General features: G+C 55.4%; 14 protein-coding genes. 11 read left to right on the forward strand and 3 right to left on the reverse strand.

Annotation, left to right across the window (positions count from 1 at the left end):
• Positions 1-16: 16 nt before the first annotated feature.
• Positions 17-2872 (reverse strand): M14 family metallopeptidase, encoded by a 2856-nt coding sequence (locus AC5S16_RS01260; RefSeq protein ID WP_493928184.1) that lies wholly within the window; start codon positions 2870-2872, stop codon positions 17-19.
• Positions 2873-3183: 311 nt separating this feature from the next.
• On the opposite strand from AC5S16_RS01260, the gene AC5S16_RS01265 reads away from it, so the two are divergent.
• Positions 3184-6318, forward strand: coding sequence for a VPS10 domain-containing protein (locus tag AC5S16_RS01265; protein WP_493928185.1), 3135 nt, complete (start codon positions 3184-3186; stop codon positions 6316-6318).
• Between the two features lie 3 nt (positions 6319-6321).
• On the opposite strand, the gene AC5S16_RS01270 is transcribed toward AC5S16_RS01265, so the two are convergent.
• Positions 6322-7338, reverse strand: coding sequence for a LacI family DNA-binding transcriptional regulator (locus AC5S16_RS01270; protein WP_493928186.1), 1017 nt, complete (start codon positions 7336-7338; stop codon positions 6322-6324).
• Between the two features lie 348 nt (positions 7339-7686).
• Between AC5S16_RS01270 and AC5S16_RS01275 the strand changes: the two genes are divergently transcribed.
• The 8 genes from AC5S16_RS01275 to AC5S16_RS01310 all read left to right on the forward strand — a co-directional run bounded on the left by AC5S16_RS01275 (position 7687) and on the right by AC5S16_RS01310 (position 19837).
• Positions 7687-10995: a TonB-dependent receptor gene (locus AC5S16_RS01275; RefSeq protein ID WP_493928187.1), complete on the forward strand. Its 3309-nt coding sequence runs from the start codon at positions 7687-7689 to the stop codon at positions 10993-10995.
• A 93-nt stretch (positions 10996-11088) separates the two neighbouring features.
• Positions 11089-12447, forward strand: coding sequence for a Gfo/Idh/MocA family protein (locus tag AC5S16_RS01280; RefSeq protein ID WP_493928188.1), 1359 nt, complete (start codon positions 11089-11091; stop codon positions 12445-12447).
• Between the two features lie 46 nt (positions 12448-12493).
• Positions 12494-13435: a 3-keto-disaccharide hydrolase gene (locus AC5S16_RS01285; RefSeq protein ID WP_493928189.1), complete on the forward strand. Its 942-nt coding sequence runs from the start codon at positions 12494-12496 to the stop codon at positions 13433-13435.
• 19 nt (positions 13436-13454) lie between these two features.
• Positions 13455-14534: an SIS domain-containing protein gene (locus AC5S16_RS01290; RefSeq protein WP_493928190.1), complete on the forward strand. Its 1080-nt coding sequence runs from the start codon at positions 13455-13457 to the stop codon at positions 14532-14534.
• A gap of 6 nt (positions 14535-14540) precedes the next feature.
• Entirely contained in the window at positions 14541-15479 is a 939-nt protein-coding gene (locus AC5S16_RS01295; RefSeq protein ID WP_493928191.1) for an ROK family protein, read from the forward strand.
• Positions 15472-16737, forward strand: coding sequence for an MFS transporter (locus tag AC5S16_RS01300; RefSeq protein WP_493928192.1), 1266 nt, complete (start codon positions 15472-15474; stop codon positions 16735-16737). The genes AC5S16_RS01295 and AC5S16_RS01300 overlap by 8 nt, the downstream gene beginning before the upstream one ends.
• 26 nt (positions 16738-16763) lie before the next feature.
• On the forward strand, positions 16764-18686 hold the full coding sequence (locus AC5S16_RS01305) for a primary-amine oxidase (RefSeq protein WP_493928193.1): 1923 nt from the start codon (positions 16764-16766) through the stop codon (positions 18684-18686).
• Between the two features lie 134 nt (positions 18687-18820).
• The gene (locus AC5S16_RS01310; protein WP_493928194.1) at positions 18821-19837 is read left to right on the forward strand and encodes an aldolase; all 1017 of its coding nucleotides are present in this window, start codon (positions 18821-18823) and stop codon (positions 19835-19837) included.
• 4 nt (positions 19838-19841) lie between these two features.
• On the opposite strand, the gene AC5S16_RS01315 is transcribed toward AC5S16_RS01310, so the two are convergent.
• Positions 19842-21356, reverse strand: coding sequence for a M20/M25/M40 family metallo-hydrolase (locus AC5S16_RS01315; RefSeq protein WP_493928195.1), 1515 nt, complete (start codon positions 21354-21356; stop codon positions 19842-19844).
• 347 nt (positions 21357-21703) lie between these two features.
• On the opposite strand from AC5S16_RS01315, the gene AC5S16_RS01320 reads away from it, so the two are divergent.
• Together AC5S16_RS01320 and AC5S16_RS01325 are read left to right on the forward strand one after the other, a co-directional pair.
• Positions 21704-22039 carry a PspC domain-containing protein gene (locus AC5S16_RS01320; protein ID WP_493928196.1) on the forward strand — a complete coding sequence of 112 codons (336 nt, stop codon included), beginning with the start codon at positions 21704-21706 and terminating at the stop codon, positions 22037-22039.
• 3 nt (positions 22040-22042) lie between these two features.
• Positions 22043-22849, forward strand: a complete 807-nt coding sequence (locus AC5S16_RS01325) for an alpha/beta fold hydrolase (protein WP_493928197.1) — start codon at positions 22043-22045, stop codon at positions 22847-22849.
• Positions 22850-22881: the final 32 nt, after the last annotated feature.

Genomic DNA, 22881 nt, shown 5'->3' on the forward strand with positions numbered 1-22881 from the left:
ATGTAGAACGCCCGGGTCATTTCACAGCGGCTTCCATTGATGAGCTGGACAGCACGCCATTGAACAGAAATTTGAAGGTGCCGTGCGGTTGGCCTCTGAAGGTTATCTCGGGTCCATAGAGGACGACTCTGCCTTTGCCTACGGATGCTTCTGCTATGGCGGTGGTGTTGTGGATGTACTGCTCGCCCCACGCCCAGCCGCTGGCGAGCAGAGGTTCACTGCCATACCACGCGACAGTCTTGATCCCCTTCTGCGCTGCGTCGGGGGCCAGGATGAAAGACGGGCTGTGATCGAAATCGACGATGGTCCTTGAAGGAACGCCGTAGGCAATCGGGTCGGTGGTGTTCACGCGAGCATGCAGAAGTGATCCCGGAATGTAGAAGCGGTCGGGAGAAACCGGCGTTTGGACGCCTTTGACCATTTCGGTGGGAGCGTTCTGCAGCGGCAGCTTCATGAAGGATGCAACGGATGTGGAGGAGCCGATGGCGAGCACGGAGCCTCCGTCCTTGACGAAGGCTTCGAGCTGCGGGATGGTCTTGTCCGGAGTGATGCTTCCTAGCCAGGGCCGGAACTCGGCGGGAATTTCTTCAGGCGCGGGCTGGCGGAAGCCAAATCCTTCTCCGCCGCCACGTGATCCGCGAGCCTGGCGTATGAGGCCATCAGGAAAGACGAGGACATCGTATTTCGCGTGAAGATTGCCTGCGTCGAGTTCCTGCGGGTAAACGACGGTGTAGGGGAATTCGTACTGCTCGAAGAGCCAGCGAATCCAGCCTGAGGGCATGGAGCCGCCGTACTGGTCGGCGAGTCCGATGCGCACAGGGTGCAGTTGAATAGTCTCGCCGGAGGGTGCCTGCGCTACAGCGACTGCATGGATGCCGAGTGTCTTCGTCGCGGTATCGAGCAGCCTGGCGGTCTCGGCAGAGTACGGCAGCCAGAGCGCGCCCGGCGGCAACTGCTTGTCATCTGCAGTGACAGAGTCTTTCAGCCAGTAGACGGGTTGTCCTGCTTTCAACAGGCGATTGGTGAGCGTGTAGGCATCGTTGTACTCATGGCTGACGAGATAGCCCGCGGGTGTGCCGCTGGCGCCTGAGATTCCGCCAGCGATAGGTTTTGCGAGATCGGTCTTGATGGCTTCAAACGGGCCGCTGAAGGGCTCGATCTCGCGATCGAACTTGACGCCCATCTGGTACGCGAGCGTCCAGCCTGTCGTGTCGTAGGGGCGGTTCGGAGGGCCTCCGGGATAAGGAAAGTCGTTTGGGTGGTCCTGCGGCTCAAACTGGTCGAGGATTTCCGGACGGAATGCCTGATTGCACATCACGACATAGGAGCCGGCGGGATAGTGCTTGCCGGCTACGTTGAAGGCGGCAGTGGCCTGCTGGACTTCGATGCCGCTTTTCATCAGAGTGTTGATGAATTTAGTTGCGGTGGGGAAGTCGGGCTGATCGGCGGTGATGATGTATCCGCGTGGGTCGCGCTTTGCCGGATCATGCAGCACGGAGTTGTAAAGCGAGGCCGGCACGCCGTTGCCTCTGACGCTTCCATTAGGAGCATCGGGATCGAGTACACCACGGCCAGCTCGATGAATGGCATCGAGAGATGCTCCGGTCTCCTTCGCTGCTGCTTCTTCAAGCGCGTCGACGCGTTTCGGTGTGATGGTCCATGAGTCTGTGTTGCCTGCATCGATGGACTTTTTGCCCATGAGGTAAATGTTGTAGAGCAGGTGCGTGCGTTCGCGCGAAGCGTAGTCCAATACGGCGCGGTTGTTGGTCTGCTCGTAGGCGATGGACTGCGCATAATGCCATGTCTGCGGAGGAACAGGGAAGACGAGGTCGTTCCTCGGCAGCTGATTGGCTGGAATGAGAGGCAGTGGTTCTGGTGTTGGATTGCCGATGATTTCCGTCAATAAGCCGATTTCATTGTGGAAGTAGGAAATGGTGCGCAGGCCGCCGTTGAACCATGTGGAGTAGGTCGAGCCTGACTTCGAAGTAGAGCCGGGCTTGTTTTCTTCGACAAGACGCTCGTGCATCGCTGTGCCGACAGCTTCGATTCCCAGAACAAGCAGCGGGTCGTAATGATAGCTGTTCGGGTCGCGGAAGGGCGGCATGAAGATGACCGTGCCTGCGGGACCTGCCTGGTGATGGTTGTAGACAATCTGCGGATACCATACGCGGAACAGGATGCGGTTGATGTTGGTCGATTCCGGCATGTTGCTCATGTAGAAGTCGCGGTTGTTGTCGTGACCGATGTACTTCTGCCAGAGACGGGGAACGCCGGCAAGGGAACGTTTCGTTGGATCGGAATTGCGCATGTACCAGTTGGAGACAAGCTCCATGCCATCTGGATTGGCGAAGGTGCAGAGCGCAATGTCGTCATGCAGAAAACGCAGCGTCTCCGGATCGGTCTTGCTGTTGAGCTCGTAGATGGTCTCGATAAGCTGCTGAGCGCCGACAGTTTCGGATGCATGCAGGCCGCCGTCAATCCAGACGACTGCTTTGCCCTCCTCGGCAAGCGCATGTGCCTGGTCGTCAGTGAGGTTTTTTGCGCGGGCGAGCTTTTCGCTGATCTCGCGATAGTGCTCAAGTTTGGCGATGTTCTCCGGCGCGCTAATGATCGCCATGTATTGATGGCGGCCTTCGGCAGTCGGTCCGATATCGACCAGCTTCATGCGGTCCGATTCTTTGGCGAGCTTCTGGAGATACTCTGTTTCCTGTGTGTAATTCACGAGCTGGTAGTCTGCGCCAATGTCGTGACCAAACTGCTGCATCGGAGTCGTGATTTTGCGAGGCGCCTGAGACCATGCAGGCGAAATGGCCAACACTGCAACTGTGAGCGTAAATGCAATCCGTGACGCAGAGCTGCGACAGTCGAACATGAAGTTTCTCCGTGAGAACCAGATTGACAATAGCTTGAATAGATACGTGCACACTGAGTAAATACAATCCACCGTTGGCAGAATCATGCTGCGGTGAGAAAGTGATATTTCATTCGTAAATCGAAACCGTAACATGAAATACATTTCACGCAAGAGGTTTTTTGATCTCTCCTGCAACTGGAAAAATTGAAGCCGGCAGTGAAACTTAATCAGAGGCTGACTCGTACTACAGCAAAAACTGCGTCATTTATTTCATTTCTCTTTGCGCGCTCATTGAGAGCGTATACGACCGGCATTTACGAGGGGGCGGCATGGCAAGAAGTGTAAGCAGCGTGCTGAGCGCGGCGCTCATGGTTACGCTGGGGCTACATTCTTTTTCCGCGACGAAAGCGCAGACGCTTGATCCGAAGCTCTGGTCTGGGTTGCATTACCGCATGGTCGGACCTATCCGTGGCGGCCGCGTCACGGCGGTCACGGGCGTAGCTTCGCAGCCTTATACCTTCTACATGGGATCGACCGGCGGCGGCATCTGGAAGACGACCGATGCGGGGCACACCTTCGTCAACGTTTCCGATGGCTTCTTCTCTGTGGGTTCGATTGGAGCGGTGACTGTGGCTCCATCGGATCCGAATGTCATCTATGTAGGCACTGGCTCTTCGAAGATTCGCAGCAACGTGTCGATTGGCAGAGGGATGTACAAGTCGACGGATGCAGGGAAGACGTGGAGCTTTACTGGCCTTCCGGATACCGGGCAGATTGCGACGGTGCGCGTTGATCCTGCGAATCCTGACGTCGTCTATGTTGCTGCGCAGGGCAGTCCCTTCCGCGCAAATCCCGAGCGCGGTGTCTATAAGTCAACAGATGGCGGCAAAACATGGAAGCAGGTACTGCATATCTCAGACACGGCCGGTGCGGCGGATATTGAGATCCAGCCGGGGCATCCTGATGTGATCTTCGCGTGCATGTGGCATGCTCTGCGCAAGCCCTGGACGATTATCAGCGGTGCGGAAGAAGGTGGCATCTACAAAAGCACCGACGGCGGCGAGCACTGGACGAAGCTTGCCGGAGGACTGCCCACCGGGCTCATTGGGCGCAGCAATGTCGCTGTCTCGAATGCGAATCCTGACCGCGTTTATGCGCTGATGGAGGCTAAACCGGGACAGGGCCTTTACCGTTCAGACGACGCGGGAGCTACGTGGACGCTGGTGAATCATTCGGCGGAGATTACGACACGGCCCTTCTACTACACGACGTTGAGCGCTGATCCGAACAATGCGGATGTTCTCTGGCTGGGCGATGAAGGCTGGTTCAAGTCAACCGATGCGGGAAAGACGTTCAAGCACATGCCGATTCCGCATGGCGACAACCATGATGTGTGGATCAATCCGACCAACTCGCTTTACATGATTCAGGGCGATGATGGAGGCGCTACAGTTTCGCTGGATGGTGGAAATACATGGACTCCGCAGAACAACCAGCCGACTGCGGAGATTTATCAGATATACGTGGACAATCAATATCCGTATCGCCTTTACGGCGCGCAGCAGGATAATACAACGCTCATTGTCCCGAGTTTGCCGCTGGGCAATGCTCAGGACTTTCGTGAAGGGCCGGGATGCGAGACAGGGCCGATCATTCCGGATACGACTGATCCCAACATCGTCTATGGCGGGTGCAAAGGGCAGTTCACCCGCATGAACATCAACACGCGCAATGAAGAGAATTACTGGATCGGTGCGGAATCGCTCTACGGCAATGCGGGCAGCGACCTGATCTATCGCTTTCAGCGCGTTGCTCCGATGGAGGTCTCGCCGAACTATCCGCACGTTGAGTATTACGGCTCGCAGTATCTGCATCGCACCAAAGACGGCGGAGTGACCTGGGAGCGCATCAGCCCTGACCTCACGGCACATCCACTGGGAACGCAGGGAGCGAGTGGCGAGCCGATCACGCGCGATGCGACCGGCGAAGAGATTTACAGCGTGCTCTACAGTATTCGCGAGTCGCCGATTCAAAAGGGAGTGATATGGACCGGCTCGAATGACGGCCTGATTTATGTGACGCGCGATGATGGCAAGACGTGGACGAATGTGACGCCCAAAGGGCTTCCGCCGGGAGGGCGTGTGCAGAACCTTGAGCCCAGTCCGCATAAAGCTGGTACTGCTTACGCGGCTATCTATCGCTATTTATACGATGGCGACTTTGCTCCGTACATTTACAGGACCGACGACTACGGCAAGTCATGGAAGCTTTTGACTGACGGCAAGAATGGCATTCCGAAGGACAGCCCGACGCGCGTTGTGCGCGAAGATCCGGATCGCGCGGGACTGCTTTATGCGGGAACTGAGTTCGGGATGTACGTCTCCTTTGATAATGGCGAGCACTGGCAGCCGTTTCAGCTGAATCTGCCGGTGACTCCTGTGACCGACATCAAGGTCACGCATAAGGACCTTCAGCTGGCTACGCAGGGACGGTCGTTCTACATTCTGGATGACATTACGCCGCTGCACCAGATCACTGCGAAAACAGAAAGCGCGCCGTTCCTCTTCAAGCCGCGCGAGGCTGTGCGCACTCCGGGCAGCGGTGGTTTTGGTGGAGATGCTATTGAGCACTATCCACCTTCGCCTGCCTATCCTCGACCCGGCGCGCTGATCGATTATTATCTGCCGGAAGAGCCAGCGGGGGACATCACGCTTGAGATTCTGGATGGCAAGGGCAATCATATTCGGACCTTTACGAGTGCTGCGCCTGTACGTCAAAGATCCGCGAGTGATGCATCCGGCAATGATGAAGAGGCGCAGGAGCCGCGCCGCTTTCGTGGCGCGGCAGCGCGTCTTGACAAGACGCCGGGGATGCATCGCTTCACCTGGGATCTGCGTTATCCGGGACCTTGGATGAGCATGAACATGCCGGAAGGGCCGAATGGTCCGACAGCAGTTCCGGGGCAGTACGTGGCGAAGCTTACTGTGGGTTCTTATACTTCAACGCAGCCCTTTACGGTGATCGAGGACCCTCGCATCACAGCAGATGGCGTAACGACTGCCGATCTGCAGGAACAGTTCGACCACAATATGAAGGCGCGCGATCTGGTCAGCGAGGTGAACAAGAGCGTCGCGCGCGTGCTTGAAGCAAGGAAGAAAATCATCGATGATCCGGCCAAACTTGCCAAGGTGAATGAGGTGGCATCGCACCTGATTACTCCGCCGATCCGTTACAGCAAGCCGGAGCTGCAGACGCACATTACCTATCTGTATGGAATGACCAACAGCACCGACCAGAAGATCGGCCGCGATGCTGTGGAGCGGTACGATGTGCTGCGGAAAGCGCTCGACGCGCAGAATGCACAGTTGCAGGCGATACTCGGACCGCAGTTTGCCGATCTCGGAACGCCTGCGTTTCCCGGGGATGTATCCGTCGCTGTTGGCGATGATGACGAGAACCAGTGAGGCCTATTTACGCAGCTTTCCGTGCTTTGCCGGGGCCGTGGACTTGCGGACAACTAATTCTGTCTCGAGGCGATAGTCAGCGCCGGTGCGGCGTTTCAGCTTGAGCATCTTGTCCAATGCGTGAAATGCGGTGATGCCCAGGCGTTCGCGGGGAACGCTGATGGTCGTGAGCGGCGGGCGGGCGAGATAGGCGAAAGATATGTCGTCGATGCCGATAATGGAAATATCTTCCGGAATTCTTACGCCTGCTTCTTCGAGTGTGTTCATGGCGCCCATGGCGATGAGGTCGCTTCCGCAAAAAATCACTGTCGGCCTTTCGGGCGCTGAGAGGATCGCTTTAACGGCGGAGGCGCCTGCATCGATGCGGTAATCGGAGCTGGTGACAGGGAAGGGGCGGATGCCTCTTCGTTTCAGGCCGGCCAGGAGGGCCTGCTTGATATTCGCTGCGGTGCGGTTTGTTTCCGGCCCGGCGATGACGGCGGCACGTTGATGTCCGAGTGCCACGACGTGCTCGATTGCCTGCAGCACGCCGCGCGCATAATCAATCGAAATATTGCTGACGAGCTTGCCCGGCGGGCACAGGTTGCAGAAGACCACGCCGATGCCTGCCTTGATGAGGTCGGAGGTCATGCTGTTGTCGATGGAAGAGGTCACGATGGCGACGCCGCGAACATCGCTTTGTATCAATTTATCGATCACGGACGCGGTGCGCTCGGGGCTGTACTCGGTATTGCAGAGCAGGACATCGAAACCGCGATCCCATGCGGCGGCCTGAAAGCCGCGGATGATTTCAGGGAAATAGGGGTTGGCAATTTCTGAAATCACGAGGCCGAAGAGGTCGCTCTGGCCGGTGGAGAGCCGCTTCGCATGAACATTCTTGTAGTAGTTGAGCTTGCTGACTGCTTCAAGCACGCGCTTTTCAGTTTCGGCAGAAATGTAATGCGTGTTATTGAGGACGCGCGACACCGTGGCAGGGGAAACCCCGGCCAGTTTCGCAACTTCCTTCATCGTATGAGCCATTCACCTTCCTCGTGGGTGTAATTCGAGCCAACTTACAAACGGTATTTCAGGAAGAAGAGCGACGGCAATGTTTTTGCAGCAGAGTCTTGAAAAATCCACCTCAAAAAGTAACACGGCGGCATGAAATAGCGCGAAGCGCCGGATAAAAAATATCAATCCTGAAAATATTTGTTTGACAACCATGGCCCAGAGGTTGAGAATTTCGGAAATCGATTTCTGAAACCGATTTCCTATCGATAATTTTACAGGCGTTCCCCTTTGAGGAGATAGCTGCTGCGCGTATCACTGGACGCCCAGGAACAGGTTTCAAACGAAATCGGAGCAGTTGTTTTCGGAGGATTGATGGCCATGAACATCAACAGAAGACGCATATGCTGGAGCTGGCTGCTTGCGGCAATGAGCCTGGCTGCGGTGAGGCTTTCTGCACAGGCTGTGGGATCCATCGCGGGCACAGTCACTGACCCTAGCGGTGCTGTCATCACCCACGCGAAGGTAACGGCTGTGCGCGAGGACACGAAGGTCGGCCATTCTACGGTGACAAACGATTCCGGAACCTTTCTGATTCCGAACCTGCCGGTCGGAACTTATACCGTTCAGGTCGACGCAGTGGGCTTTTCGGCAAGAAGCATCTCGGGAATTACGCTTGATGTGAGCCAGCAACGCAATGTTGATTTCCACCTTACAGCTGCGGGAACAGTGCAAACGGCTGAAGTGACTGCCGCTCCGCCACTGATCAATACGAGCGATGGGTCACTGGCCGGATTGGTGTCTGAGCAACAGGTGCAATCTCTGCCGCTGAACGGGCGCAGCATACAGAACCTGGTGATGCTGCAGCCGGGCATGGCGCAGGACTCGGGCAGCATGGGATGGCTTGCTCCGCAATGGATCAGCAACGGCAACCGGGGAGAGACGGAGGTCGCGACGCTCGATGGCTCCGATGCTACGGACACAGAAATGGGCACGGTGCAGTTCTGGAATTTCAACCTGGACGCCATCGCGGAGTTCAAGGTACAGCAGGCGAATTATTCGGCTGAGTTTGGGCAAGGCGGCGGCACGATCACGCAGATCGTAAGCAAATCAGGCACGAACCAGTTTCATGGAAGTGCGTTCGAGTTCATTCGCAACAGCGTATTCGATGCGGCCAATTATTTTTCATCATCAGGTGTTTCACCTTTTCAGAGGAATGAATTCGGGGCAACGATCGGTGGACCGATCATCCGGAACAAGACATTCTTCTTTGGCGAGTATGCGGGCTTCCGTCAGCGATATGGCCAGACAACGGTGATGGAAGTCCCGACCCAGGATCAACGAAACGGCCTTGTCACCATTAATGGCTACCAGTATCAGGTTCCTTTGAACTCGGTTGCGCAACAGGTACTGAGCAAGTATCCGTTGCCCAACCAGCCGTCGGGAATCTACGGCGACCAGACCTATAACACGCTCTTCAAGCAACCGACAGATGTCGATCAATTTTCTGTGCGTATCGATCACAAGATTTCCGACAAGGACAGCATCTTTGGCCGCGCCTCCTATATCAACAACAGCCAGAAAGATACTGATCCGATAGCTGCCATCGAAGATCCATCTTTCTCGGCGGAAAATATCAATAACCCGCGCAATTATGCGATCAGCGAGACGCATATCTTCTCGCCCGCCGTGATCAACAATCTCACCTTTTCGGTCAACCGGCAGATTGAGGGCAGCACGCCGCTGTCGCAGCAGTACACACAGACCTCGACGGGTGATGGGACGCTCTCAAACTGGGGCCCGGACACTTTTATCACTAAGTATGTAGAGACCTATTACATTGCCTCAGATAAGCTGCGATGGAACTGGGGGCGGCATTATCTTTCGATTGGGGGAGACTATCGCTATGGGCAGGACAATGGCTTCGGTGTGACGAGTGCCGGCCCGAACGGGCAATATACATTTACTGCAGGCACTCCGCTCACAGAAGATATTCCTTCGACGAATGGCGGCCCTACGATCACAGCGGGAACCGGCAGCCCCAGCGGTCTTGTCAGCCTTATGGCGGGCGACGCGCAAAGCTACAAGCGCTCGACAACGATTCCGGGTTTTGGTCCTCCGGGAGGTGGTGGTGTTCACTGGGGACTGCGTGTGTGGCACATTGCACCCTTTATACAGGACGATATCAAGTTCACGCCCAAGCTCACGGTAAACCTGGGCTTGAGGTATGAATACAACTCCGTGCCGTATGAGATTGAAAGCCGTCTTGGCGGCATTGCGGATACGGGCTCGCTGTATGGGCACTTTGTACTGAATCCGAAGCCTCTTTATCCGCCTGATCGTTTGAGCTTCGCGCCGCGCTTTGGAATTGCCTACCAGGCGAAGGAGAAGACAATCCTGCGCGGCGGCATCGCCATCTTTACAAATACGATTCCGATGGTTTATCCCGATCAGGCTGCAGTGAATTTTCCGCTAGCCAGTTACAGCTCCCTTTCAAATCCGCCATACTCTCTTACTCCTCTACCTGTGAGTCTGCCGACTCTGCTGAGCACGTCAGGCGCAGTGATGCCGCCGAGCGGTGGAACGAAGAAGATTCCAGCGAACACGCCTGTTGATCTGTCTCCGATTGCCGCACAGACGGGACCGATCATCGGTGACTGGCCATCAGACAAAATGAAGAATGGTTATACGCTGACCGGCAACTTCACGATTGAGCAGCAGCTGCCGGGCGATCTCGCTCTGCAAATGTCATTTATCACCAACAACGGAATCAGTCTTTATCAGAGCAGCTATCCCAATGCATTTACCGGCGCGCAACCGCAGTACACTCCATTCACAAATGTGACTCCGGGGCTTGGCGAGGTAGAGGTCTTTTACAACAATGCTATCTCTCACTACAACGCCATGCAGCTACAGATGCGAAAGATATCTCCGCTGCATGGGCTGCAGTACCAGATCAACTACACATGGGGGAAGAATCTGACGGATGCTGATGCAGTCTGGAGCGCTCCGGGCACGAGCGGTGGCGTTACGCAGAACAATCCCACCTGTATTCCTTGCGAGTATGCGCGCGCCAGCTATGACTTGAGGCAGCGTTTCGTTGCCAACTTTTCCTATAACGTACCGGGTGTATGGGGGTTCGTTCCCACAGCTCTCAGCAAAGGTTGGCAGTTGTTGGGCATTTATTCAGCGCAGAGCGGATTTCCGTTCACCATTGTCGGTCCGTTGGGCACCAACCAATTCGGATTTGACACTTTAAATGGTGTTGGCGCGCGGCCTTTCTTCATCAAGTGGGCACAGCGCGATCCGCAGCATCGCGAGCAGTTTTTCACGAGCGACGCAATTAACAATACCAGTGCCTATTTCAGTGAGCCGACTATGACCAGCACTGTCGCGGGCGTTGGCACTGTGCAGACGGCGCCGGGAAACCTGGGGCGCAATACTTACACCGGGCCAGGCTGGTGGAACATGGATTTCTCGGTGCTGAAAGACACTCGTTTGACGGAAGCACTCAATATGCAGTTCCGCGCTGAATTCTTCAACATCTTCAACCATCCGACGTTCGGGACGCCCAGCGGGAGCATCGGCAGCTCGAGCTTCGGACTCTCGACAAGCACGGCTACCTCCAGCCTGGGGGGAACGGGCACGGGCGAGCGTGAGATGCAGTTTGGCCTCAGGTTCATCTTCTAGCTGCGTGAAGAAAGAAGTTGAAAACCTTATCAGTAAGAGCTTGTAATGACTCCGGACTTTGTACCGGTCAAACCGGAGAGGAGAATCGGAACTATGAGTAAAGCCCTCTTTTCGCGGCGCAAATTTCTGCAGACAACTGCAGGCGCCGCGGGTGCTTCGTTGATTTCAGGAGCTAACTTTCTCAGCGCTGAGCCTATTCCTTCTGCGTCGCAGGCAGTTGCGCCCAGCGATCAGGTTCGCTTTGGAATTATAGGCGTAGGGATGGAAGGCTCGGGACTGCTTACGACGGCCATTCAGCTCCGCGGCGTGGAGTGCGTGGCTGCTGCCGATCTTTATGACGGACGGCATGAGGTGGCGAAGGAGATTGTCGGCAAGCCGATCCGGACGACGCGCCGCTATAAGGAACTGCTCGACTCGAAGGACATCGACGCCATCATTGTGGCTGTTCCTGACCATTGGCATAAGCAGGTGGTAGTGGACGCGCTGGCCGCGGGCAAGGATGTGTATTGTGAGAAGCCCATGTCGCACAATCCGCAAGACGGACTGGCGATGGTGGCGGCGGCAAAGAAGACCGATCGCATTGTTCAGATCGGCGCGCAGCGCACGAGCTCCGTGCTTTGCGCAAAAGCGAAAGAGCTGTATGAGAAGGGAGCCATTGGAGAACTGAACCTGGTGGAAGCGACGTATGGGCGCAACGATCCTAATGGCGCGTGGGAATATCCTCTGCCAACGGATTTGTCGCCTCAGACTCTGGATTGGGATACATGGCAGGGGACAGTCCCGAAGATACCTTTCGATGCGGCAAAATTCGCGCGCTGGCGCTGCTGGAAGGAGTATGGAACAGGAGTAGCGGGAGACCTGCTCGTGCATCTGATCAGCGGCATGCAAACTGTTCTAGGCATCAATGAAGTGCCGAAGCGCGTGTCGGCCTTCGGGGGCATTTTTCACTGGAAGGACGGGCGCAATATGCCGGACGTGCATCCTGTTCTTTTCGAGTATGGAAACATTCCTGTTTATATGCGGTTGACGCTTGCGTGCGAGTCGACTGAAGTCACGCGCTTTCAAGGACCGAAGGGCGCGATCGAGCTGCGCGAATTCAGTGTGACCTATATTCCGCAGCCGGGTGTGGATACATCGCCGAGTTATTATTCGGCGTCGTTTCCATCGAGCATGAGGAGCGCGTACGTGAAGCAATGGCATGAGAAGAATGATCCTGTGCCGGGGCAGGAACCGGCGCCGGAGTCGATTACCTATAACGGAAACGACTATGACGATCTCAAGCCGCATCTGTGGAAGTTCTTCGAAGCGGTCCGGTCGCGGAAGCCTGTGCTGCAGGATGCGGTCTTCGGCCACAATGCAGCATTGGCATGTCATCTTGCGAATGAGTCGTACTTCCGCAAGAGTCCGGTGTATTGGGATGCAGCAGCTGAGAAGATCAAGGCGGTCGGATGAGTCTACCTTCGGAATTCAAAGTAAGAAACCTAAGGAGTTCGGATTGGTGAAGTTAAAGAGAATTGGTTTCGTTGCAGTATTCTTTGTCAGTGTCTTGATGTATTCACAGACAGCAGGCAATTCCGCCGCGCCTTTTCTTGGGCGGTGGGACCTTACTTTGAAGGCCCCGGATGGTGAGCATCCTTCGTGGCTTGAAGTAAAAGAAGAAGGCGGTGAGTTGAAGGCGCAGATGACTGGCCGCTGGGGGAATGCGCGCCCGTTGCCCAAAGTTGAAGTATCCAATGGCCAGCTCACATTTGTTTCTCCTAAGGATGAGGAAGGCAGCAAATCTGATCTAGTATTTCAGGGCAAGCTCACAGGCAAGACTCTGACGGGCACAGTCAATGGTCCGGATGGAAAGACATGGCAGTGGGTCGGCGTAAAGGCGCCGGCTCTGATAAAAAGTGGCACTCCAGTGTGGGGCAAACCGGTGCAGCTGTTCAACGGAAAGGACCTGACCGGATGGAAGATGAGCAAGCCCGGTCCGCCGGAGTGGACAGTGAAGGATGGAAACATCGTCAGTCCAGGGAATGGTCCTGAGCTCATCAGCGACGCGAAATTTCAGGACTTCAAACTGCATCTTGAATTCAACTGCGGTAAGGATGCAAACAGCGGAGTCTATATTCGTGGACGCTACGAAGTGCAGATTGAAACAGAGTCAGAAGCAGAGCCTCCGAGTCACCATACGGGAGGCGTGTACGGTTTTCTTAATCCAACACCAGAGCAGCCGCGCACGCCGGATGTATGGCAGACATATGACATTACTCTGATCGGGAGAAAAGTCACCGTAGTTCTAAATGGCAAGACCGTTATCGACAACCAGGAGATTCCCGGCATTACCGGCGGCGCAGTGGACAGCCACGAAGCACAGCCAGGGCCGATCTACCTGCAGGGCAGCGAGAAGGGGCACGTTGCCTTTCGCAATATCGTGATTACGCCGGCGAAGTAAGCCATGCTGAGGGAAATGAATGACCCGTTTTTTGCAGGACATACTTCGTCAACCGGATGAACTGCTGCGAGTGATCGATTACCTGAATGGGGCGGGGCGGGCCATGCTCGAATCTGCTGCCCAGACGATTCGCGGTGCGCGCCACGTTTACGTCACCGGTATAGGCGCCAGCTGGAATGCGGCGCTGAGCGCGGGATCGATCTTTCATGCCGGCGGCCGGCCCGCGTACATGCTTGATGCGTCGGAGTTGCTGCAGTTCGGAAAAATTCCTACGGATACAGCGATTCTGGTTCTCTCGCGCAGCGGCAAGAGTATAGAGATCGTAAAATTGCTGGACAAGTTTCGCGCGGCTGGCTCGACTGTGATCGGCGTGACCAATTTTGAAGATGGTCCACTGGCACAGGAAGCGGATATTCCCTTTGTGATTCCTGTGAAAGCTGATCATGGGATATCCGTGAATACTTACTCTGCACTTGCAACAGCAGCAGCAGCCATTGCGAGCGCCACAGTGAGTTCGTTTGATGCTCAACTGGCCGCTGCTCTCTCGGGCGCTGTTGCGGAAACTGCAAGGAGAATTCCGCAGTGGCAACAGCAGCTTAAGCATGCGTCGTGGCTTCTGCCTGGTGCTCCGTATTATTTTCTGGCGCGCGGCGTGAGCCTGGCGAGCGCTTATGAATCCGCACTCCTTTGGGAAGAAGGAGTCAAATTGCCGGCAACCGCGATGGGAACCGGCAGCTTTCGCCATGGGCCGCAGGAAGTGATGATGCAGGATGTTCGCATTGCCATCTGGATTGATGAAGAGCAGATGCGCGAACAGGATCTGGCCATCGCTCATGACCTGCGGGATCTGGGCGCATCCGTAGTGCTTACGGGCTATGACATACCGTCTGATTCCGGGGACCTGGTATTTGAGCTTCCTCGATTGCCTCGACAGTGGCAGTTTCTGGTGGATGTTTTTCCGGCGCAGCTTGCTGCGGAGCGTCTGGCGCATCTGGCCGGAGTTGACTGCGATTCATTCCGGTTCGCTTCCTACATTGTGGAAGATGATCACGGCCTTCTGCCTAACGGAATTACTGGATCGAAGGTAAGTGAAGCATAGTTGTCTATGACTGCGATTGGCGCAATAGATATTGGCGGGACGAAGATAGCCGTTGGCATTGTCGATGAAAACGGCCATCTCCTGTCACGCATGGAAGCTCCGTCGAGTGAAGTCGGAGCTTATCGCGATGGAGTGAGTCTTATCGCAGAAATGTTGCGCAAGGCGATGCGGGAAACAGGCCTGAATATTGCAGGGATCGGTGTCGGTTCAACCGGCCCGGTCGAGCCATCTACGGGACGATTCGGGAATGTCGACTTTCTTCCGCAGTGGAGCGGCGAAAGCATTGTGGATGATCTTGAGCAGAGCTTTCATGTTCCGGTGGCGCTTGAAAACGATGCCGATGCTGCAGCACTGGCTGAAGCGGGCTGGGGTGCGGGACGAAGCAAGTCGCGGCTGATCTACGTCACTGTCGGAACAGGAATCGGTGGAGGGATCATTCTGGATGGAGAGCTCTATCGCGGCGTGGATGGAGCGCATCCAGAGATCGGCCATCAGGTAATCGATACATCCGGGCCTTTATGCTCTTGCGGATTGCATGGGTGCTGGGAAGCATTGGCTTCCGGTCCCGCCATGGCATTGTGGATGGAGAGCCATCCCGAGTATTCCGGCGACGAAGAGCTTACGGCGAAGCTGGTCTGCGAGCTTGCTTATTCTGAGGATGGACTGGCGCTGAGCGCTGTCCAGAGAGAGAGCTTTTATCTGGGGCTTGGACTTGCCAATTTGGTGAACATGTTTGCTCCTGATGCATTGGTGCTGGGTGGAAGCGTGATGAAGAGCGCTGGTCTCTTTCTTGACGGAATCCGCAAGGTGATGCATCAGGGTTGTAGATTCGTGCCGCTGGAAAAAGTGGAGCTTGCTCTGGCTTCGCTAGGTGAAGACGCAAACCTGATTGGAGCGGCCCGCGCCTGGCATCATCGCTTCGCAACGGATGGTGTCTATGGCTAGAAATCGCTACATGGTCTGCCTGGTCCTGCTTACATTCTTCGTGATCTCTCTGCTCACGAACATTCTCGGTCCAATTGTGCCAGATATCATCAACAACTTTCATGTGAGTCTGACAGCTGCAGGGTTTCTGGTCTTTTCTTTTTTTATTGCATATGGAGTGATGTCGATTCCTGCGGGATTTCTGGTAGAGCGTTACGCAGAAAAGCCTGTCATGATTTCAGCCTTTGTTGCTGCGGCTGTCGGCTCCCTGAGCTTTGCGCTTTTTCCGGAATACAAAGTGGCTGTCATTTCGCTGTTTGTTATTGGAGCGGGGATGGCGATTCTGCAGGTTGCCATCAATCCGCTGCTGCGCGTCTCGGGCGGCGAAGAACACTTTGCCTTTAATGAGGTGCTGGCGCAATTATTATTTGGCTCCGCGTCGTTTCTCAGTCCCCATATCTATTCGTACCTTGTCCTGAATCTGAATCGCAGCTCGCAGAATTCGAGCCTGCTACTTGGGGCCCTTGGAAAAGTCACTCCTACTGCGCTGCCGTGGGTTTCTCTGTACTGGATTTTCACGGCGGTTGCTCTCGCAATGATTCTGGTGCTGTGCGTGTCGAAGTTTCCACGCGTTGAGCACAAAGACGAAGAGCGGCCGGGCACCTTCGAGATGTACAAAAGCCTGATAAGCCGGCGTCTGGTGTGGCTCTATTTTCTTGCGATCTTTGCTTATGTTGGATGCGAGCAGGGTTCCGCCAACTGGATGTCGCAATTTCTGAGCCAGTATCACCATCTCGATCCTCATACGGCCGGAGCGCGTGCTGTTGCGTGGTTCTGGGGGCTGATGACTTTCGGCTGCCTGGTAGGCGTGCTGCTGCTGAAACTCATCGATAGCCGTTACGTGTTGATCGGCGCATCGGCAGGCGCGCTCTTCTTTCTTTCTTTCGCACTGTTCGGCCCGGCTGGGACATCAGAGATTGCATTTCCTCTCGTGGGCTTGTTTGCGTCGGTCATGTGGCCCATTCTGATTTCGCTCGCGCTCAATTCAGTCGCGGAATATCACGGCTCGTTCACCGGCATTCTCGCTACTGGAATCATGGGAGGCGCGATACTGCCGGCAATTATCGGGCGCATCGGCGACCACTTTGGATTGCGAAGCGGGCTGATGCTTCTGTATTTGACCTTCGGTTTTATTTTCAGCGTTGGCTTCTGGGCGAAGCCCCTGGTGAATAACGCTACGCTTCGCATGAAGCGGACTGATCTTTCTACGGCTGTTTGAATATCCCCAATAAAGGAGCCAGAGTTATGCCGGCCCATCCATTAGAGCCGCTGTCTTCATCCGAGATGCAGGCTGCAGTCAAGTTGCTGCAGGCGCAGCCATTCTTTACTTCCACAACACGGATCATCAGTCTCATGCTGAAAGAGCCGGCCAAGTCGAGTGTGCATGCGTGGCCTAATGGCGATATCCCGGACCGCGAGGCCATTGCTGTTCTTCTGGACAATGCTGTGAACGCTGCGTCGACGGCCACGTTGAATCTTACTTCCGGTGCGTTGGTGAAGCTTGAAAAGGCTCCGCCTCATTCACAGCCGACACTTTCGATGGATGAGCAGACCGAATGCGAGCAGGCTGTCCTGGCGAGCGAGGAGTTCAAGGCGGCTCTCGAGAAGCATTACGGCATAACAGATACATCACTGGTTATGGTCGATATATGGAGCGCCGGAAATTATGGATCGGAAGAAGACCGCACACGCAGACTGACGAGGCCTCTTTGTTTTTTGCGCAGCGATCCTACAGATAATGGTTATGCGCGTCCCATTGAAGGGATTCGCCCAGTCGTTGATCTGAATCTGATGCAGGTGATTCGCGTGGAAGAGTATGGCAAGTGGCCGCTTCCTCCGAATCCCGGCAACTACTCTGCTGAGAAAGTGACGGAACACCGCACGGACATCAAGCCACTGGTGATTACGCAGCCCGATGGCCCGAGCTTCACGCTCGAAGGCAACCACATCAGCTGGCAGAACTGGGATTTTGTCATCGGCTTCAACGCGCGCGAAGGACTCACTATTCATCACGTGCGCTACTCGGATAAAGGCCGGAAACGCCCGATCCTGTACCGTGGCTCGCTCACGGAGATGGTGGTGCCTTATGGTGATCCCCGTCCGACGCAGGCCCGCAAGAATGCATTTGATGTCGGTGAATATGGCATGGGAATGTGCGCGAACAGCCTGCGGCTGGGTTGCGATTGTCTGGGCTATATTCAGTATCTCGATGCGCATCTCTGCGATAGCCATGGGCGCGAGCTGACTATCCCTAATGCAATCTGCATTCACGAAGAGGATTATGGAATTCTCTGGAAGCATACGGACCGCCGTCTTCCGTATGCTCCTGAAGTGCGCCGGTCGCGCCGTCTGGTCGTCTCTTCCATCTCGACGGTGGAGAACTACGAATATGGATTCTTCTGGTACTTCTATCAGGACGGCAATATACAGTTCGAGATTAAATTGACCGGCATTCTTTCTCTCGGCACTGTTCATGAAGGCGAAACGCCCATTCATGGAACGATGATTGCGCCGTTGTTATATGCACCGAATCATCAGCACTTCTTCAATGTGCGCCTGGATATGGGCATCGATGGAATCAACAACACGGTGCAGCAGCAGGATGTAGTGGCGGATGCGCTGGATGAAGCGAACCCGTTTGAAAATGCCTTCTATCTGAAGACCACCGATCTGGAAACAGAGAAGCAGGCCAGAGCAGGCCTCAATGTAGAGACTGCGAGGACGTGGAAGATTATCAACCCTTCGGTGAAGAATGCAGTTGGTAACCCGGTCGGTTACAAATTCTTTCCCGGTGACAATTGTGTTCCTTTGGCCTCCCGGACTGCCTGGTGGCGCAAGCGCGCCGGATTTGTAAATCATCACGTGTGGGTGACGCCCTATGAGGAAAACGAGAAGTACGCGGCGGGCGATTATCCCAACCAGAGCAGCGGAGGCGATGGCCTTATAAAGTGGACCGAGGCCGACCGGCCTATCGCGAATACTGACATTATTTTCTGGTATACCTTCGGGCATACGCATATTCCGCGCCCGGAAGACTATCCTGTGATGCCAACGGCGTATATCGGATTTCTGCTGAAGCCGAACGGCTTCTTTGATCAGAATCCTGCAAACGATGTGCCTCCGTCGCAGGCTGCATCAGATCATAAAGAGTGCCATCATTGCTCTTGAGATCTGGCCATCTTATATAGGGACAAAGAAATGACAAATGAGTAACAACTGACTGCCGCGGGCGCTTGATACTCGGGCTTAACGCAACAACGCTGTCGAGCGATGAGTATGAAAACACCCTGCGGAATTTTACGATGCTGACCATTGCAGAGATTGAGTCTGCCTGCGATGTTTCTTTGCCGCTCGATTTCTCGCGGCACGATATTGAAGCGCCTGAGCTTTCACTGAGGGCAACTTTTTATCCGTATGGCTTTCCTGCCGAGGTGCGGACCAATTCCCGTGAAGTGCTGGAGCAGTATGAAGAGCTCTGGGGGAAGTTCGAGAAACTGCATGACACTGAGCCGTTCGTCACCGACGTACAACTTGTGGAAAGCGATTCAACCGAGTGCCCGCCAGCACCGAGCTATCGCATCATGCAGCCGCTTCTTATGTTCGTCGCAGACGCAGACAATTACAGCATTGTCGATCTTGAGCGCTGTGTAACGAAGATCGCTATCTCCCGCGCTGCGCTGCGGTATCCGCTCTATTCTGAATATTTTCTACTGGGAGCTTCGATCTGCTGCCTGGCATCACGACATGCAACGCCGATCCATGCCGGATGCGTGGCACTGGATGGATGCGGTGTTCTGCTGTGTGGTGATTCGGGAGCAGGGAAGTCAACTTTGTCGTACGCCTGCGCCTGCGCCGGATGGACCTATGTGAGCGACGATGCATGCTATCTTTTCAACGGCGGAGGGGAGCGCATCGTTATCGGGAACTCGCATCAGGTGCGTTTTCGTCCATCAGCCGCGGAACTTTTTCCTGAGCTCACGGGACTTCCGACTACGCCGCGGGCTGCGGGCAAACCGTCCGTTGAATTGCCCACTGCTCCGATGAAGCACATTACCTGCACGGATACCACAAGGGTTGACTTCATGGTTTTCCTGAAGCGAAGCGCGCATGGAGGTGCCGAGCTTGTGCCCTATCGTAAAGATGTGGCGCGGCACTTCATGCAGCAAATGCTTTTCGGGCCGCCTGAATCGCTCCCCGCGCAACGCGCGGCAATAGAGCGGCTGCTGACCGCCGAGGTGTTCGAGCTTCGTTACAGCCGGCTGGAAGACGCCATTGACAGGCTGCGGATGCTGGTGCGGGAGGGCGATGATTTTCTCTGAAAGATTACTGGGCTGCTGCAGGACGCGTGCTTGTGCGGCTTGGGATCTCGGGATAGGGAGCAGCGGCCGCGCTGCAATGTCCTTTCTTATCGCAGGAGCGGATGCCGAAGTAGACATTGTCTTTTGATATGGGGACGGTGATGGTGTGCGTGATGCCATCTACCTTGTCGTTGTATTGCGCTGCGTCGCCTGCATATTGCCAGTCAGATGCATTGGTTTCGCGCCATACAACCTGATACCACGTGTCGGAGGGAGCTCCATCAGGAGCGGTGAACTTCATTACAGAGTTATTGTCCTGATTGCGCGCTGACATGGTTGCGTTCTTCGGCTGTCCAGGCGCGGAGGCCATGGTTGCAAGAGTCGCAGCATTGATGCGCGCTACCCTGGCAATGTAATCGAAGTCATCAAACTTGAGCAGGTCGCCGTATTCAATGCCATTCTCAGTGCGGACATTCTGATGTTGATGGTTGTAATCCTCGCGCCACTCTGTGACGCGCACACCGGCGAAGCCTTCCTGGTTAAAGGAGCGATGATCGCCTCCACGGCCGTAGCGATCAAGCCGCATCTCCATGACCGGCTGAATCGCGTAAGGCGCTTTTGATTCTGCAGAGGCACTGGACGGGACATGGAAATAGATGCGCGATACGTCGAGCACTTCACGCGCGAGCTCGCGCGATGGCGTGTCGCTCTCATTGCCGTACATGACGAGGCGGCGCATCTCTTCGACAGTCGCATTCTGAGGGACGTTTTCTGAGAAGATGCGAACGCGGGTTTTGCTCTGGTGTGCTTCCCCGGGAGTGGTGTTGCCGCCAACGATGTCGTTGTTGAGCACGCCTTCGAGGTCCCAACCCTGGTCCTTCGCCATTTTGGCGAAATGCGCGCTGCCGTTCAGGCCCTGTTCTTCGCCGGGAACCGTGAGGAAGATAATCGTGGCAGGGAACTTGTGCTTGCTGAGAACGCGGGCGCATTCCATGCTGACGGCTGTGCCGCTGGTGTCATCATTCGCGCCGGGAGCAGGGTCATGCGTGTTGAAGTTGTCACTGTTGCGTGTGTCGTAATGTCCGGAGACGAGATAGATGCGTTTGGCCTGCGCCGGATCCGTTCCCTTGAGCACGGCATAGACATTGACGAGGCGCGTGTCTTTGGTGACGCGCGAACCGGGGGCATTGGAGCCGGGGAGAATAAAGTCGTCAGTCTTTACTTCAAGACATCCGCCGCACTCTTTGGAGATCGCTTCGAACTGGCCCTTGATATAGTCGGCGGCGGCAAGGACTCCGGTGCCCGGAGGCAGATCGGTTTCCATGCTGCTGAGGGTGCTCCGGTTCTTGAAGTTGACCAGTGTCTCGATATTTTTGTGAATCTTCTCGGGTGAGACATCACGCAGAGCAGCAGCTATCTGCGGATCAGTGGGAGCTGGTTTCAGCGGGGCGCCGGTGTCGAGGAAATCCAGTTTCTGAGCTTGAGCCGCGCTTCCAATACAGAGGACGACGCCGGCTGCGGCGAGAGCCAAAACTTTCACGATCCATCTCCTGACTGCTGGGTTGCACTAGAGACGCGCGCGCCTGGAATAGACGCACGCGCTGCCTGCTTCAAAAAAACCTGATTTCGCCAGATAACTGGAACTGCCTGAAAACAATAAATGTCTTAATGAAGTATTTGCTGTAAATTTATGACAATAAAGGGATCTTGTGCAAGTAATTTTGAGTCTCACACCTGACTTTTTAAGTGCGACCGTCGTTGTTTTCACGAACCCATAAGCCGGCCTGCAGATTTGGATTGCAGAGTGGGCTAATAGAATGTTAGGCAGGTTACAGAAGGGAACCGCGAACCGGGGATTTTCGTATTTCTGGTTTGAAGGAGTGATACATGGCAGTCTATTGCGGTAATTGCGGCAAGTCTCTTGGAGATGATGCGCGTTTCTGTTCCGCCTGCGGAAGGCAGGTATATCCTGCAACTCCAGCATTTGTGCAAACACGGATGGTTCGGCCACGGTCTGGACGTATTATTGCCGGGGTGTGCCAGGGACTGGCAAACAACTATCGCTGGGACGTAGTATGGGTGCGCGTCGTTACCGTATTGGCAACGATCTTTTCAAGCGGCGCTGGTCTCATCGCATATATTGTCTTCTGGCTGGTCATGCCTGATGAGCCTTACCTTCTGCCGTCGGTAACAACTACCTATACGCAGTCGAACGGTAACTAGCCTGTGTTCTATTCCTCGAATGGAGCGCGGCTTTTTGTAGAGACCATGGGCGAGGGGCAGGATGTAATCCTGCTCCACCCCACGCCTGTTCATAATGCATTCTGGGCCCCGGTGGCGGAAATTCTGGCACAGAAGTATCGCGTCATCATGCCCGATCTGCGCGGTCATGGGCAGTCCGAATCGGGCGAAGGGCCAATCACGATAGAAAGGCTCGGAGCAGACATAGAGCGTCTGCTCGATGAACTTGGCATCCGCAAAGCGCTTTTTGCCGGGTGCTCAATCGGCGGCTATACGCTCTACGAACTCTGGCGCAGGATGCCCGAGCGCATCACCGCGCTCGCATTCTGCTGCTCGAAGCCGCAGGCCGATGCAGACGCAAACCGCGCCAAACGCAGGGAGTGGGTCGAAGGCATCCAGCTGCGCGGCACAGGCGACTTCTTTGAGCAGATGCTGAACAGCCTGATCGGCCCGACAGCGCGCCGCCGCTTTCCGCAGAAGATCGGCGAAGCGCGTGAGATGATGCAGGCGATGTCTGCTAACGCTGTCATCGCTGTGCAGCAGGGACTAGGCGCGCGCCCCGATTCGGTAGCCACGGCAGGCAGCATCCGTGTGCCGTGCTGCGTTGTCGCTGGAGCGGAAGATACGGGCAGCACTGTGGAAGACATGAAGCTGCTCGCTGAGACGATCCGCAATGGTGGCTACGGCGCCGATTTCCATGTGCTGCATGATGCCGGGCACTATGCTCCGTGGGAACAGCCGGAGACTGTCGGCCCGATACTGCGGCGCTTCTTTGATTCTGTAATTGGTTAAGGGAACTCCGGTAGTTCACTTTGCGTACGACA

The organism is Acidobacterium sp. FHG110202_01 (genome assembly GCF_059115305.1).